We start from the raw sequence: 18,032 nt of genomic DNA, 5'->3' as shown, positions 1-18,032 counted from the left end.
CTCCCCCGCGGGCCCGGCCCCGGCGGGGCGGGCCCCGGCGCCGGCGCGGCGGGGCCCCCCCGCCCCCGTCACATTCTCAGGCACCGGTTACCGCGTACCGGTTACCGCGTACCGGTTACCGGGGCGGCTGCCGCCCCGGCGGTTCATCGGCTGGAGCTCTCAGGCGACCGTGTGATCCGAGGAGGTCTTCTCCGGGTCGCCGCCCCCGTACGGACGGGTGATGATCTCCATGGCGTGGCCTGCCGGGTCGAAGAAGTAGACCCCGCGTCCGCCGTCGTTGTGGTTGATCTCCCCCGGCTGCTTTCCGTGCGGGTCGGCGAAATAGGTGAGGCCGGCCTGCTGGATGCGCGCGAAAGCCGTGTCGAATTCCTCTTCGCTGATGAGGAAGGCGTAGTGCTGCATGGCGATCGACTCCGCCGGAATCGTGGCGAAGTCCAGGGTGACGCCGTTGGCGGTGTCCACGGGGATGAAGGGGCCCCATTCCGTACCGACTTCGAGCCCGAGGATGTGCGCCAGGAAGGCGGCGGATTCCCGGTTGTCACGGGAGTGGATGATGGTGTGGTTCAACTGCACTGACACTGTGGGTTGCCTCCGTAAGGCAAACTCACGGACACCTCCATGCCTCACCCGGTCGGTGACCGACACGCGATGCCGTCGCCGCCGATGGTAAGCGGCGTCTCCGGTTCCGTCGAGAGGCTTTCCGGTAGGTCTTCATCCGGCCGGGCGTTCGGCCTCACTTGCCCGGCCGCTTGACGGCGTGACCGACGATGACGGTTTCGACGCCGGCGATACCGAGCCCGGACAGGTCCTCGGTGATCAGGCGGTACAGGGCGGGCAGGTCCCGAACCCAGACGGCGACGTGGAGGTTCGAGGCGCCGGTGGTGGCGAACGCGCCGTGCACGGCAGGGTGCCGGGCCAGGGTGCGGCCGACGGCGTCCAAGTGATCCGGGGGCACCTGCATCATCACGTTGGCGTCGATACGCAGGCCCAGGCGCTTGGGGTCCACGACCACCTGGGTGACGAGCCGGCCGTCGGTCACCAGTCGGGCCAGGCGGCGCCGGACGGTGGAGGCGGGATGCCCGGTACGGGCGGCGATCGCCGCGGCGGGGGTACGGGCGTCGTCGCGCAGGGCGGCCAGGATGTCGGCGTCGACGGGGTCGATGGGGTCGATGGGGTTGACATGGCCTTTGGGACTGATGTGGTCGACAGGTCCGTTGGAGCTGCTGGGGCCGACGGCGTCATCGGCGAGCGGGGTCAGGGCGGCGCGTTCTGCCGGGGTGAGGACGTCGTGGCGCCAGTCGGACGCCTCGGCGAACACGTGCAGCACGGTGGCGGCGGTCACCGACGCCACCGCCGGTGTGGCCGGCAGTTGCCGGAACACGAGGTGGTCGCGGGACCCCGGGTCGGTCAGCGAAACGGCGGAGATCTCGTCGCCCGAGGCGGACAGGTCGATGAACGGGATGTCGGGGCGGGCGGCCAGCGCGGCGGTGAGGGCGTCCAGCTTGCCCTTCAGCACCTTGATGCGCAGCAGCAACGCGCCGACCGAGTCAGGCCGTACGGGCTGGGCGATCACCTTGACCGTGCCGTCGCCCGTCAGCGTCCGCAAGCGGCGGTGCACCGTGCGGGGGTTCTCGCCCAGCACCTCGGCGGCCCGCTCGGCGCTCAGCCGCCCGTCGCACTGCAACGCGGCGATCAGCCGCTGGTCGCGGAGGCCGAGAACGGGCGAGAGGGCAGGAGTGGGAGCAGGGGCGGAGGCGGAGGCGGGGGCGGCGGAGACGGGGCCGGATGGGCCGGAGGCGCTGCGTACGGAATCGCTCGGACTGTGCGGCATGAGCGACATTTTCGCTCACTTTTGAGGGTTGGAGAGACCGGCTTCGATCCGTCCGGCGCAGGATCAACGCATCAGCCGTTACCGGCACCGGAGAGGAACGAGGACGAGGACATGGAAAAGGTTGCGGGAGAGGTCGCGGAAGAGGTCATGGACATGGACCTGGGTACGGGCATGAGCGGGAGGCGGGGCCTCGGACGGGGGATGGCGTATGCGTCCCTGCTGGCTCCGATGGCGGCAGCCGCTCATGAAGTCGGCGCGCTCCTCGTCAAGACCCCGCGGCGCACCGTCCCGAGCGCCGACACCATGGAGGAACTCGCCGCGGTCTACCGGGACTTGGAATCCCCTGCCGTCGAGGTCATGCGCCGGCACCTGGACGCCTTGCTCCCCGGCGTCCCCTGGGCCGAGGAACTGCACGACGACACACGTCCGGAGATCTCCCCGGACGCTGCCCCGGGTCCCGGTCTGCCGGCGGCGGGGGACGTCTGGATGGTGGACGTGATCGACGGTGCGGTGCAGTTGATGCAGGACCTGCCGTACTTCTGCGTCAGCCTCGCGCTCGTACGGGACGGCGAGCCGGTGGCCGCGGCCCTGCACGCGCCGCTGCTCGGCGAAACGTATCTCGCGGCGGCCGGCCACGGCGCCACCCGTAACGGTGAGCGGATCTCCCCATCGGCCCGGACCCGGCTGGAGGCGGCCCTCGTGGGGACCAGCCATCCGCCCTTCGCCGCGGGGCAGCCGGCGGCCGTGGCGGCGGCCGGGCGGTCGCTCGCCGCCGTACTGCCCGCCGTGGGAGCCGTTCGCAATCTGGGGCCCACCTCGTGGCAGATCGCCGATGCGGCGGCGGGGCGGTTGGACGCGTTCTGGGAGTACGGCCGGGATGACGCCAACCTGCTGCCCGGCGCCCTGGTGGCCCGCGAGGCTGGGGCGGTCGTCACCGACACCGCGGGACGCCCGTGGCGTGCCGGGGCGACCGGTTTCCTCGTCGCGCCGCGCGGATTGCACGGTGCGCTGATGGACCTGCTGGAGCCGTGACCGGCCACTGGTCCGAGGTGCCGTAACCGGGCCGAGGTGTCGTAACCGTCCACTGATCCGCGGAACCGTGACCGCCTTCCGGCCCGCGGGCCCCGGGCCGGCCCCGGCTCGCTCGGAACAGGGCTCGCTCGGAACAGAGCTCAGTCGGCCGGGTGGGGCAGGAGTTCCATGCCGACCGAGGCGGGGGCTCTCTCGGTGAAGCCGAACTTGGCGTAGAGGTGGCGGGCGTCGCCGTCGGCGATCAGCGAGACGTAGGCGCCGGCCGGTGCGCGGCGCTCCAGTTCGGCGGTGAGTGCCGCCATGATCCGCTTGCCCAGGCCGTGGCCCTGGTGCCGAGGAAGCACGCAGATATCGACGATCTGGAAGAAACAGCCACCGTCGCCGATGATCCGCCCCATACCGACCGGCTCGCCACCGCCCAACCCGCCACCGCCCAACCCGCCACCGCCCAACCCGTCACCGTCCGAGACGCCGCTGCCCGGACCTCTGCCGTCCGGGGCCCCGCTATCCGGGGCTCCGCGGCCCCCCGGCCCCGGTCGCGTGCACGGTCACGCCGTACCAAGTGTTCGGCAGACCGATCGCCGCGCCTTCGGCCGACTTGGCGCCCAGGCCGGTCGCCCGGCGCAGCCACCGGTACGTGTCGGCCGTCGGGACACCGGGCCTGACCTCGTAGCCGTTGGCGGGCGCAGCCGGGTCGTCGACGCGGACGCCGGGCCGTTCGTTGCCCCGTGCGCCGGACCGTGCGCCGGGCCGTTCGCCGGCGCGGCTGCCATCCGCGTCGACATCACCGTTTCCCTGATTCATGCCTGGCAGGCTGGCGGCTGCCGGGCCGGTCATGATCGAGAACGAGCGGCCGGTGATCACGGCACCACAATTTTGTGGAGGAGAGGCTGGCGGCCTGTCATGATCAGCGCATGACCGACCCGGGAGCCACCGCAGCTGTGCCGGACACGAGCGACCGCGCTTCCTGGGTGCGCGCGGCAGCCCGTAACAACGCCGAGTGGTGCGACGCGGTCTGTCGCACGCACGGCATACCCGGCGTCTTCAGCGACGACGGCTGGACCAGCGCCCGCCGCACGCCGCCGTTCTACCCGGACGCGGTGACGCTCACCGACCGCCCCGGTACCCCGGCCGAACTCCTGGCCCGGATCGATCTGGCCTCCCCCGGCTGCTCGGTCAAGGACAGCTTCGCGTGCCTGGACCTGGCTCCGGCGGGCTTCGAGGTGCTCTTCGACGCCCAGTGGATTCACCGCCCGGCCACCGCCCCCACTCCCCGCCCCGTGGCCTCACCTGCCGGTCAACCGGTATGGGACGTGCTCACCGAGCCCGGGGACCTGCCCGCCTGGACGGCGGCCTGGGGAGCGGAGCCGGGCGACTGCGGCCCGTTCCGGCCGGAACTCCTCGCGGACGACGCCACCCGCTTCCTGCGCGCCCGGTCCGCCGACGGGACGGTCGTGGCCGGAGCCGTCGCCACGCTCAGCGAGGCGGTGGTCGGCCTGTCCAACGTCTTCACCGCCTCCGGCGTCGTCAGCGGCACCGAAGCCACCGCGGCGGGCACCGGCCCGCACGACACCTGGGCCGGTTGCCTCTCCGCCGTGACCGCCCGGTGGCCCGCCCTGCCGGTCGTCGGCTACGAATCCGGCACCGACCTGGAGGCAGCGGTGGCGAACGGCTGCCACACGGCCGGTCCCCTCCGCATCTGGTGGCGGCGGTGAGCCGCGCCGAATGCCCCTAGGGGATCATGGCGCTCGGGCCGTCGGCCATTGTCACCACACCGGATGCCGCCACCGCCCGCGCTCCGCGAGCCGTGCCAGCCGACGTCACGGAGGACACGTTCCGGCCCGTGTGGGACGCGGTGGCGTGGAGCGGGTTTCGGCCGGACATGGCGCCGTACAGGCCCTGCTGGAGTGGCCGGGCTCCTCCCCCGGTGGCGCACCCGTTCCCCGGCCTCGCGGCGTGTGGCAGGGCGTCGGGGTTCCGGGAGTCCGGGAGTCGGGGAGTCCGGGAGTCGGGGAGTCGGGGAGTCGGGGAGTCGGGGAGTCGGTTGAGTGTGCGGCTGGAGGCGGGGCCGGGGAGCGGGGACGGGACGTCGTACGGCCGGATTCCGCCCATCGGGCCACAGGGGTGACGGAAGGGGCGTAACAGGCGCACCCGTACGGGCGATGACGCTGAGCATGACGACTCGATTAGCAGCGGCCTGGTCGGCCCTCGTCCTCGCCGTGACCGCCCTGTTCGCGGCGGGCCCCGCCCTCGCGGCCACCGCGCCCGGCTCCGCCGCCCCTCCCCGCTCCGCCACCGCACCCGGCCTCGTCACCGGCCCGGACGTGGGCGTCTCGCAGGCGGGCAACTATCCGACGAATCCGAACAGTTACGGGAACTTCTCCGTCCAGTGGACCTCGGTCGGCACGGCCGACACCACCGGAATCACCCATCTGACCGTGGACCTGCCGCCCGGCCTGCGGACCGGCGGCGCGCTGATGTACTCCACGCCGTACGACTACACGTTCAGCCAGCGTGTGTCGCCGGACGGGCGGCACTTGGAGGCGACCTTCCGCGGGACCCGCGTGCCCGGTCGCGGCGACTTCATGAAGGTGCAGGTCTCCTCGGGCGCGGAGCGGCCGTCGGGGGTGATCAGGGCCACCGTCGCCAACCGCGACGACGTGCACGCCGCCAACAACGTGAGCACGTACACGGTCAACGGTCCGCAGCAGCCCGCCGAGGTGCCGGACCCGCCGACGGTGACCGGCATCGACACGGCCACCGGGCCGGGCGCCGGCGGCACCGCCGTCACCGTCACCGGAACCGGCCTGGACACCGGGTTCGTGCTCTTCGGCAACGCCGAGGCCGGCACGTCGCATTGCACGGCCACGCAGTGCACCGCCACCACGCCGGGCGGTTCCGGCAGCGTCCCGGTCACCGTCGTCACCCCGGGCGGCACCGCGCGGGCACCGGGCGGCTTCACCTACACCGGGCCGCCGCCGGCGCCGCCCGCCGCCCCGGTGGTGACCGGCCTGAACGTGATCGGCGGCCCGTCGCGGGGCGGGACTTCGGTGTACGTCCTCGGCGCGCACCTGGCGGGCGGCACGATCGCGTTCGGGGACGCGCCGGCGGCGCACGTGTCCTGCGGGGACTCCTTCTGCAGCAGTACGTCACCGGCCGGGTCGGGCACCGTGCACGTCACCGTGACGACGGCGGGCGGCACGAGCGCGACGGTGGACGCGGACCGGTTCACGTACACGGAACGCGGGCCGGGTGACGGCACCTCCCCCGGCGCCGCAGCACCATTGCACTGATTCAAGCCTGCTGGTTAGCTCTTGAGGGCTCCCGACCGTCCGGTTCGGGGGCCCGGGAGCGGGCGCAAACGGTTCTGCGGAACCTTGGACCGGTTCTTCGAGGGGGTGGCCGGTGGTGCGCGACGCAACCGGCGGGGACACGGACACGACAGGGTCACGGGACGACGACGGCGCCCCACCGCGGCCAGGGTACGGCGGCACACCACGACAGCCTCGGGGCAATGGCTCATCACCACGGCCACCAGGCATCGGCCCCCGGCCGGACATCCACTCCCCCGGCGGGCCCACCCGGCGCCGCCTCCTGCGCACCGGCGCCGGGCTCGCCGCGGGCGCTCCGCTCCTCGGCGGCCTCGGCGGCTGCGCGTCCTCGCAGGCCAGGAGCGTCGGCGCGGGCGGCCGGGTCATCGTCGAACTGTGGCACGGCCAGGCCGACACCGGCCGCAAGGCCATCCAGTCCCTCGTCGACGACTTCAACGGCGGGCAGACACGCATCCGCGTCGATGCCGGAGGCGGCGGGGTGGTGGCCGACGCCATGCTCCAGAAGGTGACGGCGGCGCTGGCGGCGGGCTCGTACCCGGACATCGCGCTCGTCTTCGGGGCCGACCTGGCGCGGGTGGCCCGCAGTCCCCGCGTCGTCGATCTCTCCGGCGAGCTGCGCGGCACCGCGTACTGGCCCGAGTTCTGGGGGCCGGTCCGCGCGGCGGTGGAACTCAACGGCCAGGTGCGGGCCGCGCCCGCCGTACTGGACTCGCTGTGCGTCGTCTACAACAGGAAGCTGTTCCGGCAGGCCGGGGTGCCCTACCCCAAGGCGGGCTGGACGTGGGACGACTTCATCCGTACGGCACGCCTGCTGACCGACCCCCGCCGCGGCACCTTCGGTACGAGCTGGCCGGGCACCGGCGACGAGGACACCGTCTGGCGGCTGTGGCCACTGGTGTGGGACCTCGGTGGCGAGGTCATCGCCCCGGACGGGCACAGCATCGGCTTCAGGGACGTCGGGGAGCAGGCGCTCGGCACCCTGGCGCGGCTCGCCGCCGACAAGAGCGTCTACGTCGATCCCAAGCCGGGCAGCGAGCAGATGCACCAGGTCTTCATCGGCGGGCGGATGGGCATGATGGCCACCGGCCCGTGGGAGCTGCCGGACATCGTCGCCGGCAAGGTCGACTACGACGTGGTGGCGCCGCCGACCTACAGCGGCCGGCCCTGCACGATCTCCGGGCCGGACACCTGGACCGTCTTCGACAACGGTCCGCGGCGTTCGCGGGCGGCGGTGGAGTTCCTGCGCTGGCTGGGCGACCCGGCCCAGGACGTGCGGTGGGCGACGGGCGGCGGCAGCCTGCCGCTGAGCAGGGCGTCCGCCGCGCGCCCCGAGTGGCGGCGGCACTCGGCACGGACCGTCGGACTGCCGGTGTTCACCAAGGCGTTGGACACCGCGCGGGTCCGGCCCGTCCACCCGGCGTATCCGCAGGTCTCGCAGGCCGTCGGGGAGGCGGTCGTGGCCGTGCTGCTGGGCCGCGGCTCCCCCGCCGACGCGCTGCGGACCTGCGCCGAAAAGGCCGACGCGGCCCTGCTGATCCCGCGATGAGACCCGACGACGCCCACGAGGCGGCGGCCGGACCCGGCCGGACGGAAGAGGGTGGTGCCATGCCGTCGGAGCCCCGCGGGGGCCGCCGGACGACGCGAGGCCGTACGGAGCCGAGCAGTACGGAACCGGGCCCTTCGGAACCCAGCCGTACCCGCCCCCTCCGTACAACCCCCCGCCCCCTCACCCTGAACCCGCACCACGACGGCACCGGCCGACGGGCCACGAAGGCGGCCACGAACGCGACCACAGCCACGAACCGTTCACCGGGCACCCCCGCCCCCCGCCACCCCCGCACGTCCGCCCGCCGCCCCCGTACCCTCGCCGCCCGCGCCCGTCGCGAGAACGCCACCGCCTGGGCGTTCATCAGCCCGTCCGTCCTGATCATCCTCGGGCTGAGCATCGTCCCCGTCGTCTGGTCGCTGCTGCTCTCCTTCCGGGCGGACGACCTGGTCACGCCGGGGCGCTGGGTGGGCCTGGACAACTACCGGGCGCTGGTGCAGGACCCCGGCTTCCGTACGGCGGTGGAGAACACCCTCGTCTACGCGGGCCTGTACGTCCCGCTCAGCCTGATCGGCGGCCTGGGGCTCGCGCTGGCGCTCAACCGCCGTATCCGGCTGATCGGCCTCTACCGGACGTTGATCTTCATCCCGTTCGTGATCTCGGCCGCCGCGCAGGGCGTGCTGTTCTTCTTCATCCTCGACCCGCAGTTCGGGGTGGCCAACTCCCTGCTGCACCACCTGGGCGTGTCCGCACAGGGCTTCCTCTCCGACCCCGGGCAGGCGCTGTACCTGCTGGTGCTGATCTCGCTGTGGAGCGGGGTCGGGTTCTGCGTCGTCGTCTATCTGGCCGCGCTCCAGGACGTACCGCCGGAGCTGATCGAGTCGGCGCGGCTGGACGGCGCGAGCCGGCTGCGGGTGCTGTGGCACATCAAGCTGCCCTCCCTGACGCCCGTGACGGTCTTCCTGCTGCTGTGGCAGCTGATCACCGCGCTCCAGGTGTTCGACCTGATCTATGTGACCACGAAGGGCGGCCCGCTCGGGTCGACCACCCTCATCGTCTACTTCGTATGGGAGCAGGCGTTCCAGATGTTCACCGCCGGATACGGAGCCGCCGCCGCGTACGTCCTCGCCGTCGCCCTGCTCGTCGCGGGCGCCGCCCTGCGCCTGTACCGGCGGCGCCGGCCGGGCGTCGTGGCGGACGGAGCGGTCCGTTGACCGCGCCCGCGGCCGTGCCGCCCGGCGCCGCACGCCGCCACGGGCCCGCCGCGCCGTCCCGCCCGGCCCGGCGCCGCCTGCCCTTCAGCGCCTGGCATCTGCTGCTGGCGCCGCTGTCGCTGGGCTTCGCGCTGCCGCTGGTGTGGCTGGTGCTCAGTTCGGTGATGACCAACGCGGAGATCAACCGCTTCCCGCCGTCGCTGTGGCCGTCCGGTATCGATCTCGGCGGGTACGACTACGTGCTGAGCACGGCGATGTTCCCGCGCTGGTTCGCCAACTCCTCGATCGTCGCGGTCACCGCGGTGCTCTCCAACCTGGTGCTCGGCTCGCTGGGCGGCTACGCCTTCGCCCGGATGCGGTTCGCCGGGTCCCGGCTGCTGCTGGGGCTGATGCTGGCGACCATGGTGATCCCGTTCCAGCTCACCATGATCCCGACGTTCCTGGTGATGAAGAACCTGGGGCTGATCGACACGCTGGGGGCGCTGATCGTGCCGTCCCTGGTCACGCCGTTCGCGGTCTTCCTCTTCCGGCAGTTCTTCCTGGCGCTGCCCCGGGAGCTGGAGGAGGCGGCCTGGATCGACGGGTGCTCGCGGCTGCGGGTGCTGTACTCCGTCGTGCTGCCGCTGGCCCGCCCGGCGCTGGCGACCGTCGCCGTACTGACCTTCCTGACCACCTGGAACGACCTGACCTGGCCGCTCATCGCGATCAACCACGACACCCAGTACACGCTGCAGCTGGGGCTGACGACCTTCCAGGGACAGCACCACAACAGATGGTCGGCGATCATGGCGGGCAATGTGATCACGGTGCTGCCGGTCCTGGTGGCGTTCCTCTTCGCGCAGAAGACCTTCATCCAGTCGCTGACGTCGAGCGGACTGAAGGGGTAGCCCCGCCCCCTGCCCGTACCGGCCCCGCCCGTACCGACCGCTCCCCGTACCGGCCGCCGCCCGGCCCCGCCCGTACCGATCCCCGCCCCACCCCGCCCCGGAGGTACCCGTGCCCCGTTCCTTCGACCTCCTCGTCATCGGCGACGCCAACCCCGACGTGGTGCTCGGCCAGGTCCCGCGTGTGCTGGAGTACGGGCAGCGCGAGCAACTCGTCGCCTCGGGGAGCCTGCTGCTGGGCGGTTCGGCCGCGATCACCGCGTGCGGCGCCGCGCGGCTGGGGCTGCGCGTGGCGTTCGCCGGGCGGGTCGGCGACGACCCGGCGGGCGCGTTCGTCCGTACGGCACTGGCCGAGCGCGGCGTGGACGTGACGGCGCTGGTCACCGACCCGGAGCTGCCCACCCCGCTCACCGCCGTCCTCGCGCGTGGCGACGACCGCGCCATCCTCACCGCCCCCGGCGCTCTGACCGCCACCGGGCCGCGGGACGTCCCCGACCGGCTGCTCGCCGACTGCCGGCACGTGCACGCCGGATCGTTCTTCCTGATGCCGCGGCTGGCCCGGGGGCTGGGCGAGGTGTTCGCGCGGGCCCGCGGGCACGGCGCCGCCACCTCGCTCGACACCAACGACGACCCCGCACAGCGCTGGGACCCGGAACTGCTCGGCCCGGTCCTCAAATCCACCGACGTGCTGCTGCCGAACGCCGCGGAGGCGCGGGCGCTGGCCGCGACGCTGGCTCCCGGACCGGCGGAAGGCGACGTCCCCGCCGCCGCCCTCGCCCGCCTCGGCCCGCTGGTCGTCGTCAAGGACGGCGCGGCCGGCGCGCTGGCCCACGACGGCGTCACCCTCACCCGTACCGCCGCCGTGCCCGCCGACCCGGTGGACAGCGTCGGCGCCGGCGACAGCTTCGACGCCGGGTTCGTCGCCGCGGTCCTGCGGGGCCTGGACCTGCCCGCGGCCCTCACCTTCGCCGCCGCCTGCGGCGCCCTGTCCACCCGCGCCCACGGCGGTACGGCGGCCCAGCCCACCTGGGACGAGGCCGCTGCCGCCGCCCGCACCACCTCACCCGGGAGCCACGCATGACCAGCACCACCCCGACCCCGACCGGCCGCACCGGCACCGTGAAGATCGCCTTCATCGGCGCCGGCAGCGTCGTGTTCACCCAGGGACTCCTCGCCGACCTGCTCGCCTTCCCCGAACTGCGGCGCATCCACGTCGCCCTGCACGACATCGACCCCGAACGCCTCGCCACCGCCGAGGGCGCCGCCCGCCACATCGCCGCCACGCGCGGCGCCGAACCGGAGATCACCGCGCACCTCGACCGGCGCGCGGCACTCGACGGCGCGGACTTCGTCATCAACACCGTGCAGATCGGCATGAACGCCGCCACCCGCACGGACTTCGACATCCCCGCCCGCTACGGGCTGCGCCAGACCATCGGCGACACCCTCGGTGTCGGCGGCATCTTCCGCGCCCTGCGCACCTTCCCGCTGCTGCGCGCCCTCGCCGACGACATCGCCGAACTCTGCCCGGACGCCTGGCTGCTGAACTACACCAACCCGATGGCGATGAACGTGATGTACCTCGCGCGGGCCACACCGCTGCGCCGCGTCGTCGGCCTGTGCCACTCCGTCTACTGGACCGTACGGGACCTCGCCGACCTGCTGGACGTCCCGTACGAGGAGATCTCCTACCAGGCCGCCGGCGTCAACCACCAGGCCTGGGTACTGCGTTTCGAACGGGCCGGGCAGAGCCTGTACCCGCTGCTGGACGACGCGATCGCCAAGGACCCGCAGTTGCTGCGCCGGGTGCGCGTGGACATGTACCGCAGGCTCGGTTACTACCCGACCGAGACCAGCGAGCACTCGTCCGAGTACGTGCCCTGGTACCTCCACCACGACAGCGAGGTGGAGCGGCTGCGGCTGCCGATCGGCACGTACCTGGACATCATCGAGGAGAACACCGCCGAGTACGTCAGGACCCGGGACGCGCTCGCCGCCGGGTCGCCGCTGCCGGTGGAGGGCACGATGGAGTACGCGCCGCAGGTCGTCCACAGCATCGTCACCGGCACCCCGCGCACGGTCTACGGCAACGTGCCCAACCACGGCCTGATCGACAACCTGCCCGCCGAGGCGGCCGTGGAAGTGCCGTGCCTGGTGGACTCGCTGGGCGTCCAGCCCACCCGGGTCGGCGCCCTGCCCCCGCAGTGCGCGGCCCTGAACCGGGCCTACGCGAGCGCCAACGACCTGGTCGTACGGGCCGCGGTGGAGGGCGAGCCGCGCCACATCCGGCACGCGGCGATGACGGACCCCGCCACCGCGGCGGCGCTGCCCGTCGAACGCATCTGGGACCTGTGCGACGACCTCGTACGCGCCCACGCCGACCTGCTCCAGCCGGAACTGCGGGAGGTGCTGGGACACTGAGCCGGGCCCGGCACCGCTACTGGAGGTCGAGCGCCATCCACTGGCCGGGGGCGGTCAGCGCCTCGAAGCCCACGCGGGCGTAGACGCCGTGGGCGTCCCCCGTCGCCAGCAGGATGCGGCGCAGGCCGTACGGCGCCAGGTGGTCGCGGATGTGGCCGGCCAGCGCCGTGCCCAGGCCCTTGCCGCGGGCGGCGGGCGCGATGTAGACGTCGCAGAGCCAGGCGAAGGTGGTGTGGTCGGTGACGACGCGGGCGTAGCCGACCTGGCGTCCCCCGCCGGGCGCGTCCGCCGCCCCGGACTCGTACAGACCGAAGTTGAGCGACCCCGCCACTGCCCGGTCCTGGCGCTCGCGGGAGCGGCCGAGGGCCCAGTAGGCGTCGGTGGAGAGCCAGTGGTGGACCAGGGCCAGGTCCAGCCGCTGCGGGTCGGTGGAGACCTCGTAACCGGCCGGGAAGCCGTCGGAGGCGGTCACGGGGGCGCCCGCGCCCGGAGCGTCGGGGGTGCTGTCGTTCATGGACGGAGGCTCGCAGAGGAGCGGGCCGGAGTCGAACGGATTACCCGGTCACCGACACTTCCTCGTACGCCGACCACAACCGCCGCGCCCCCTCCGCCAGTTCGGCCGTACCGGCCGCCGAGGCGAACGTCAGACGCAGGTGCGGGGCCGGGGGTTCGGCGGCGAAGTACGGGCGGCCCGGGGCGACCGCGACGCCCGCGCGCAGCGCCGCGCCGGCCAGCGCCGCCTCGTCCGTACCGTCGGGCAGGCGCAGCCAGAAGTGGTAGCCGCCGGGCGGCACGATCCGCATGCCGGGGACCGGCCCGGCCGCCTCCGTGCCCCCGAAGTGCAGCCGGAGCGCCGAGGCCAGCGTGTCCCGGCGCACCGCCAACTGCCCCGAAATGGTGCGCAGGTGGCGGCTCCACGCCGGGGAACCCACCAGTTCCAGAGCGGCTTCCTGGAGAGGGCGGGGCACGAAGAAGCTGTCCACGACCTGGATGGCACGCAGCCGGTCGAGGACCGGGCCGTGCGCGGCGAGCGCGCCCACCCGCAGGCTCGGCGAGGTGGCCTTGGTCAGCGAGCAGACGTGCACGACCGTGCCGTCCGGGTCGTCGGCGATCAGCGTGGGCGGCAACGCGGGCGCGTCCTCGTGGACGAGCCGGCGCGCGAAGTCGTCCTCCACCACGAACGCGCCGGCCGCGCGGGCGATCCGCAGCACCTCGGCCCGGCGCCCGGCGGCCAGCACGGCCCCGGTCGGGTTCTGGAAGAGCGGCTGGCAGACGAACAGGCGCGCCCCGCTGGCCCGGAAGGCCTCGGCGAGCAGATCGGTCCGTACGCCGTCCGCGTCCATCGGTACGGGTACGGGGCGCAGCCCGGACGCGCGGGCGGCGGCCAGCATCCCCGGATACGTCGGCGACTCGACGAGCACCGGCGCGCCGGGCGGGGCCAGCGCCCGCAGCGCCACCGTCAGCGCGCTCTGCCCGCCCGCCGTCACCAGGACGTCCGAGCCCGCGAGCGCTCCCCCGGGGCCGCCGATCTCGCGTGCGAACCAGGCCCGCAGTTCGGCGACGCCCTCCATCGGCGGCCGGCCCCAGGCCCCGGGGCGGCGTCCGGCCCGTGCGAGCGCGGCGGCGAGCGCGCGCTCCGGTTGCAGGGCGGGGTGCAGGTAGCCGCCGTTCAGCTCGATGACGCCGACGGCGGGCGCGGCCAGGGTGGCCAGCACGCCCGAGTCGTCCACGCCGCGCGGCGCGTGGTCGTCGGCCGCCTCGGCGCTCAGCGCGATCTCCTGCCAGGAGGTGTCCACGGGGCGGGCCTGCGGCCGGGCCTCGGCGCGGAAGGCTCCGGCGCCGGGCCGGGTGACCACCAGGCCCTCGGCCGCCAGCTCGGCCAGCGCGCGGGAGACCGTCACCGGGCTCACCCGGTGCCGCTCCACCAGGGCGCGGCTCGACGGCAGCTTCTCACCCGGAGAGTAGCGGTTGAGACCGTCGCGGAGGATGGCGGCCAGTTCGGCGACGCTGTTACGCTCGTGCATGAGAGATCACGATAGCGCTACTCCCGATAGCGCGATAGCGGTCAGCGCTCCGGTCGGCAGCACCGCCGTGGCCGGGACAGCCGCGGCCGCGACCGCCGCGGTCGGCCCGCCCGCCGCCGCTCCCACCCCCGTCTCCGCGCCCGCGACCGGCACCGCCGCCCGCGGCACCCTGCTCGCCGCCCTCGGTGTCGCCTCCTTCTCCCTCACCTTCCCCGCCACCGCCTGGGCCCTCGAAGGCATGGGCGCCTGGACGGTGGTGACCCTGCGCAGCGTGCTCGCCGCCGCCATCGCCGGCTGCTGCATGGCCGTGTTCCGGGTCCGGCTGCCGGAGCGCCGCCACTGGGCGGGCCTGGCCGTCGTGGCGGCTGGCGTCGTACTCGGCTTCCCGCTGCTGACCACGCTCGCGCTGGAGACCTCCACCACCTCGCACGCGGCGGTCGTCGTCGGCCTGCTGCCGCTGACCACCGCCGCGTTCTCGGCCGTACGGACCGGCGCCCGGCCGTCGCGCACCTTCTGGGCCGCGGCGCTGGCCGGCGCCGCCGTCGTCATCGGCTTCGCCGTCCAGCAGAGCGGCGGCGCGCTGAGCACCAGCGACCTGTACCTGTTCGCCGCGCTGCTGATCTGCGCGGCCGGTTATACCGAGGGCGGCCGGCTCGCCCGGCACCTGCCCGGCTGGCAGGTCATCGGCTGGGCGCTGCTGCTGGCCCTGCCGCTGACGGTGCCGGGCTCGGTCCTGGCGCTGCTCGCCGAACCGCCGCACCTGACCGTGCACGCGGTGGCGGGCCTGCTGTGGCTGTCGCTCGGCTCGCAGTTCCTCGGGCTGGTGGTCTGGTACCGCGGCATGGCGGCCATCGGCGTGTCCAGGGCCAGTCAGCTCCAGCTCGCCCAGCCGCTGCTGACGCTGGTCTGGTCGGTACTGCTGCTCGGCGAACAGCTGCCGCTGGCCGCCCCGGTCGCCGCCGTCGCCGTACTCGTCTGCATCGCGGTCACCCAGCGCACGGCCGGCTGAGCGGCGGGTGGCCGAAGATTGTCCGGGCCCCCGCGCGGGTGGCGCGTTCCGCGGGTGCATCGGCGGGGCCCGGCCGTAGACTTGCCGCCACGGAAGACACACCCTCCGACCGACTGACGAGGAGGCCGTAGCCGATGAGAGCGAGTGTGGGAGACCGGCTGCTGGTGCACGGCAGGATCGTGGGGCAGCACGACCGGACCGCCGAGATCATCGAAGTCCTGGGCGCGGACGGCACCCCGCCGTACCGCGTGCGTTTCGAGGACGGCCGCGAGACGCTGATGTCGCCGGGCCCGGACACCGTCGTACGGCACCTCCCGGCGGCCGACGCCCAGGAGTAGGGCGCGGGCCGCCGCGGTCACGCGGGGCGTGGAGGCTGCACCGGACCGTGGTAGTGGTCGGCCACCACCCGCGCCATCGCCCCGATGCGGTCCTCGGCCACCTCCTTCGCCGAGAAGAAGATGTGGCCGCGCACCTTCGGGTGGTCGCGGGCGAGGGTCAGATGGCGGGAGAGTTCGGCGGGGTCCTGCCAGGCGGGCGGCTGGCCGGACGCGCCCGCCTTGTACAGGGCCTCGCCGACGCACAGGTGGACGCGCGTACCGGTGACCGTCTGCGACCACCACGGCAGGAGCTTCGCGTAGTCGGCCGCCGGGAAGCCGATGTTCCAGTAGACCTGCGGAACGATGTAGTCGATCCACTCCTCGCGCACCCACTTACGGGTGTCGGCGTACAGGTCGTCGTAGGTCTGCACGCCCGCGCGGGTGTCCGATCCGGCCGGATCGGTGGCCTGGTTGCGCCATATGGCGAAGGGGCTGATACCGAACCGTACGGGGCGGTGGTGTGTGCGGTGCCGCCGGCGCCACCGTCCCGGGCCGCGTCCGCCGCCCGGTGACCGCGCCGCGCGCACCCGCTGCGCGGTCTCGCTCACCAGCAGGTCGATGTTGTTCCGCCGCCAGTCCGCGCGCGTCTCGAAGTCGCCGCCGTACTCCTCGTACGCGGCGTCGTCGTCGAAGGTCTGGCCCGCCACCGGGTAGGGGTAGAAGTAGTCGTCGAAGTGGACGCCGTCGATGTCGTAGTGCTCCACCGCGTCGAGGATCGCGTCCTGCACGAAGCCGCGGACCTCGGGCAGGCCCGGGTTGTAGTAGAGCTTGCCGCCGTACGGCACGGCCCAGTCCGGGTGCAGCCGCGCCGGGTGGGTGGGCACCAGCCGGGACGGGTCGGTGTGGTTGGCGATGCGGTACGGGTTGAACCAGGCGTGCAGTTCCAGGCCGCGCCGGTGGGCCTCGCGGACGGCGAAGCCGAGGGGGTCCCAGCCGGGGTCGCGGCCCTGGACGCCGGTCAGGTACTCCGACCAGGGCTCGTACGGGGAAGGCCACAGCGCGTCCGCGGTGGGGCGCACCTGGAAGATCACCGTGTTCAGGCGGCGCGCCACCGCCGCGTCCAGGTGACCGAGCAGTTCGGCCTGCTGCCGGGCGGCCGGGAGGCCGGGCCGGGAGGGCCAGTCCCGGTTGGCGACCGTGGCCAGCCACATGCCGCGGAACTCCGGCCGGCCGCCGTCCGCGCCCCGGCCGCGGGCCGCCGCGCCGCCGGTCCCCGGTGCCGCGGCGGCCGCCGTGAGGGCCGCGACCGCGAAGGCTCTTCGTGTGATCCGTCTCATGTCACGCCCCCAAAGTGTCCGGTACGTCCCGTCCTAGGACAACAGAATGCCCGCCCCTGCCCCCGCCGCACAGCATCCCGCGGAGTAACGTCGGTGCCGAGGCGGACGCCGGGGTCCCTGCCGTAGGCACGGACGGCCCGACGAGCGCCGCCGGACCCCGAGATCAGCGAAAGGCACGATGTGACCGACATCGAACGCGTCGGAGTGGTGGGCTGCGGCCAGATGGGCGCCGGTATCGCCGAGGTGTGTGCCCGCTCCGGCCTGGACGTGATGGTCGCTGAGACCACCGGTGAGGCGCTGGAGCTGGGCCGTACGCGGCTGACCAACTCCCTGGGCAAGGCCGCCGAGCGCGGCAAGATCACCGTCGCGGAGCGCGACGCGACGCTCGGCCGGCTCAGCTTCACCACCGACCTCGGTGAGTTCGCCGACCGCGACCTCGTCATCGAGGCCGTCGTGGAGAACGAGCAGGTCAAGACGGAGATCTTCCAGGTCCTCGACCAGGTGGTGACCCGCCCGGACGCGATCTTGGCCTCCAACACCTCCTCCATCCCGCTGGTGAAGCTGGCCGTCGCCACCTCCCGCCCCGACCAGGTCATCGGCATCCACTTCTTCAACCCGGCGCCGGTGCAGAAGCTGGTCGAGCTGATCCCCGCGCTGACCACCGGTGAGGAAACGATCAAGCGGGCCGAGCAGCTGGTCCAGGACGTCCTCGGCAAGCACGCGATCCGCGCCCAGGACCGCTCCGGCTTCGTCGTCAACGCGCTGCTGATCCCGTACCTGCTCTCGGCGATCCGGATGTTCGAGTCCGGCATCGCCAGCCGCGAGGACATCGACAACGGCATGGAGATGGGCTGCGCCCACCCGATGGGTCCGCTCCGGCTCTCCGACCTGATCGGCCTCGACACGGTCGCCTCGGTCGCCGATTCCATGTACCACGAGTACAAGGAAGCCCTCTACGCCGCTCCCCCGCTCCTGGCCCGCATGGTCGACGCCGGCCGTCTCGGCCGCAAGACCGGCTCCGGCTTCTACACGTACTGAGCCACCCCACGGCACGGCGTGCGGGCCGCCTCCCCGAACCGGGAGGC

General features: G+C 73.5%; 17 protein-coding genes and 1 pseudogene. 11 read left to right on the top strand and 7 right to left on the bottom strand.

The features are described 5' to 3' along the window. Positions 1–159: 159 nt before the first annotated feature. Positions 160–579, bottom strand: coding sequence for a VOC family protein (locus tag ACFV57_RS26995; RefSeq protein WP_385237551.1), 420 nt, complete (start codon positions 577–579; stop codon positions 160–162). 154 nt (positions 580–733) lie between these two features. After that, positions 734–1,831, bottom strand: a complete 1,098-nt coding sequence (locus ACFV57_RS26990; RefSeq protein ID WP_385237549.1) for an AsnC family transcriptional regulator — start codon at positions 1,829–1,831, stop codon at positions 734–736. Between the two features lie 111 nt (positions 1,832–1,942). On the opposite strand from ACFV57_RS26990, the gene ACFV57_RS26985 reads away from it, so the two are divergent. Further along, positions 1,943–2,863, top strand: a complete 921-nt coding sequence (locus tag ACFV57_RS26985) for an inositol monophosphatase family protein (RefSeq protein WP_385237547.1) — start codon at positions 1,943–1,945, stop codon at positions 2,861–2,863. A gap of 140 nt (positions 2,864–3,003) precedes the next feature. On the opposite strand, the pseudogene ACFV57_RS26980 reads toward ACFV57_RS26985, so the two are convergent. Further along, positions 3,004–3,276, bottom strand: a pseudogene (locus ACFV57_RS26980) (GNAT family N-acetyltransferase); the annotation flags it as partial. Between the two features lie 91 nt (positions 3,277–3,367). After that, complete coding sequence (locus ACFV57_RS26975; RefSeq protein ID WP_385237544.1) at positions 3,368–3,727, bottom strand: hypothetical protein; 360 nt, start codon at positions 3,725–3,727, stop codon at positions 3,368–3,370. 50 nt (positions 3,728–3,777) lie between these two features. On the opposite strand from ACFV57_RS26975, the gene ACFV57_RS26970 reads away from it, so the two are divergent. From ACFV57_RS26970 to ACFV57_RS26940, 7 genes are all read left to right on the top strand, one after another. Continuing rightward, positions 3,778–4,578 carry a hypothetical protein gene (locus ACFV57_RS26970; RefSeq protein ID WP_385237542.1) on the top strand — a complete coding sequence of 267 codons (801 nt, stop codon included), beginning with the start codon at positions 3,778–3,780 and terminating at the stop codon, positions 4,576–4,578. Positions 4,579–5,037: 459 nt separating this feature from the next. Beyond that, on the top strand, positions 5,038–6,156 hold the full coding sequence (locus tag ACFV57_RS26965) for an IPT/TIG domain-containing protein (RefSeq protein WP_385237539.1): 1,119 nt from the start codon (positions 5,038–5,040) through the stop codon (positions 6,154–6,156). A gap of 265 nt (positions 6,157–6,421) precedes the next feature. Further along, positions 6,422–7,741, top strand: coding sequence for an extracellular solute-binding protein (locus ACFV57_RS26960; protein ID WP_385237792.1), 1,320 nt, complete (start codon positions 6,422–6,424; stop codon positions 7,739–7,741). Further along, positions 7,738–8,955, top strand: a complete 1,218-nt coding sequence (locus ACFV57_RS26955; protein ID WP_385237536.1) for a carbohydrate ABC transporter permease — start codon at positions 7,738–7,740, stop codon at positions 8,953–8,955. Before ACFV57_RS26960 ends, ACFV57_RS26955 begins: the two co-directional genes overlap by 4 nt. Next, positions 8,952–9,842, top strand: a complete 891-nt coding sequence (locus tag ACFV57_RS26950) for a carbohydrate ABC transporter permease (protein ID WP_385237533.1) — start codon at positions 8,952–8,954, stop codon at positions 9,840–9,842. Before ACFV57_RS26955 ends, ACFV57_RS26950 begins: the two co-directional genes overlap by 4 nt. A gap of 109 nt (positions 9,843–9,951) precedes the next feature. Continuing rightward, positions 9,952–10,920, top strand: coding sequence for a carbohydrate kinase family protein (locus ACFV57_RS26945; protein WP_385237529.1), 969 nt, complete (start codon positions 9,952–9,954; stop codon positions 10,918–10,920). Further along, complete coding sequence (locus ACFV57_RS26940) at positions 10,917–12,260, top strand: alpha-glucosidase/alpha-galactosidase (protein WP_385237526.1); 1,344 nt, start codon at positions 10,917–10,919, stop codon at positions 12,258–12,260. The genes ACFV57_RS26945 and ACFV57_RS26940 overlap by 4 nt, the downstream gene beginning before the upstream one ends. A gap of 16 nt (positions 12,261–12,276) precedes the next feature. Here ACFV57_RS26940 and ACFV57_RS26935 read toward each other — a convergent pair whose 3' ends face one another. After that, positions 12,277–12,774 carry a GNAT family N-acetyltransferase gene (locus ACFV57_RS26935; protein ID WP_385237523.1) on the bottom strand — a complete coding sequence of 166 codons (498 nt, stop codon included), beginning with the start codon at positions 12,772–12,774 and terminating at the stop codon, positions 12,277–12,279. Positions 12,775–12,814: 40 nt separating this feature from the next. Next, entirely contained in the window at positions 12,815–14,284 is a 1,470-nt protein-coding gene (locus tag ACFV57_RS26930) for a PLP-dependent aminotransferase family protein (protein ID WP_385237520.1), read from the bottom strand. On the opposite strand from ACFV57_RS26930, the gene ACFV57_RS26925 reads away from it, so the two are divergent. Both ACFV57_RS26925 and ACFV57_RS26920 read left to right on the top strand, forming a co-directional pair. Then, complete coding sequence (locus ACFV57_RS26925; RefSeq protein WP_385237517.1) at positions 14,283–15,293, top strand: DMT family transporter; 1,011 nt, start codon at positions 14,283–14,285, stop codon at positions 15,291–15,293. The two genes, ACFV57_RS26930 and ACFV57_RS26925, sit on opposite strands and share 2 nt — an antisense overlap. 134 nt (positions 15,294–15,427) lie before the next feature. Next, complete coding sequence (locus tag ACFV57_RS26920; RefSeq protein ID WP_385237514.1) at positions 15,428–15,631, top strand: DUF1918 domain-containing protein; 204 nt, start codon at positions 15,428–15,430, stop codon at positions 15,629–15,631. 17 nt (positions 15,632–15,648) lie between these two features. Here ACFV57_RS26920 and ACFV57_RS26915 read toward each other — a convergent pair whose 3' ends face one another. Next, positions 15,649–16,947: a glycoside hydrolase family 10 protein gene (locus ACFV57_RS26915; protein ID WP_385237511.1), complete on the bottom strand. Its 1,299-nt coding sequence runs from the start codon at positions 16,945–16,947 to the stop codon at positions 15,649–15,651. 180 nt (positions 16,948–17,127) lie between these two features. Here ACFV57_RS26915 and ACFV57_RS26910 point away from each other — a divergent pair, with 180 nt between their 5' ends. Next, positions 17,128–17,985, top strand: a complete 858-nt coding sequence (locus ACFV57_RS26910) for a 3-hydroxybutyryl-CoA dehydrogenase (RefSeq protein ID WP_385237508.1) — start codon at positions 17,128–17,130, stop codon at positions 17,983–17,985. Positions 17,986–18,032: the final 47 nt, after the last annotated feature.

The sequence above is a fragment of the Streptomyces sp. NPDC059788 genome (genome assembly GCF_042732265.1).
Classification (GTDB): domain Bacteria; phylum Actinomycetota; class Actinomycetes; order Streptomycetales; family Streptomycetaceae; genus Streptomyces.
Note: the sequence above shows the minus strand (reverse complement) of the source record. Positions and strands in the feature narration are given on the sequence as shown.

Excerpts from the sequence above, each read along its gene's own strand:
- ACFV57_RS26990 (WP_385237549.1), bottom strand. The coding sequence starts at position 1,831 with ATGCCGCACAGTCCGAGCGATTCCGTACGCAGCGCCTCCGGCCCATCC.
- ACFV57_RS26985 (WP_385237547.1), top strand. The coding sequence starts at position 1,943 with ATGGAAAAGGTTGCGGGAGAGGTCGCGGAAGAGGTCATGGACATGGAC.
- ACFV57_RS26970 (WP_385237542.1), top strand. The coding sequence starts at position 3,778 with ATGACCGACCCGGGAGCCACCGCAGCTGTGCCGGACACGAGCGACCGC.
- ACFV57_RS26965 (WP_385237539.1), top strand. The coding sequence starts at position 5,038 with ATGACGACTCGATTAGCAGCGGCCTGGTCGGCCCTCGTCCTCGCCGTG.
- ACFV57_RS26955 (WP_385237536.1), top strand. The coding sequence starts at position 7,738 with ATGAGACCCGACGACGCCCACGAGGCGGCGGCCGGACCCGGCCGGACG.
- ACFV57_RS26940 (WP_385237526.1), top strand. The coding sequence starts at position 10,917 with ATGACCAGCACCACCCCGACCCCGACCGGCCGCACCGGCACCGTGAAG.
- ACFV57_RS26935 (WP_385237523.1), bottom strand. The coding sequence starts at position 12,774 with ATGAACGACAGCACCCCCGACGCTCCGGGCGCGGGCGCCCCCGTGACC.
- ACFV57_RS26925 (WP_385237517.1), top strand. The coding sequence starts at position 14,283 with ATGAGAGATCACGATAGCGCTACTCCCGATAGCGCGATAGCGGTCAGC.
- ACFV57_RS26930 (WP_385237520.1), bottom strand. The coding sequence starts at position 14,284 with ATGCACGAGCGTAACAGCGTCGCCGAACTGGCCGCCATCCTCCGCGAC.
- ACFV57_RS26920 (WP_385237514.1), top strand. The coding sequence starts at position 15,428 with ATGAGAGCGAGTGTGGGAGACCGGCTGCTGGTGCACGGCAGGATCGTG.
- ACFV57_RS26915 (WP_385237511.1), bottom strand. The coding sequence starts at position 16,947 with ATGAGACGGATCACACGAAGAGCCTTCGCGGTCGCGGCCCTCACGGCG.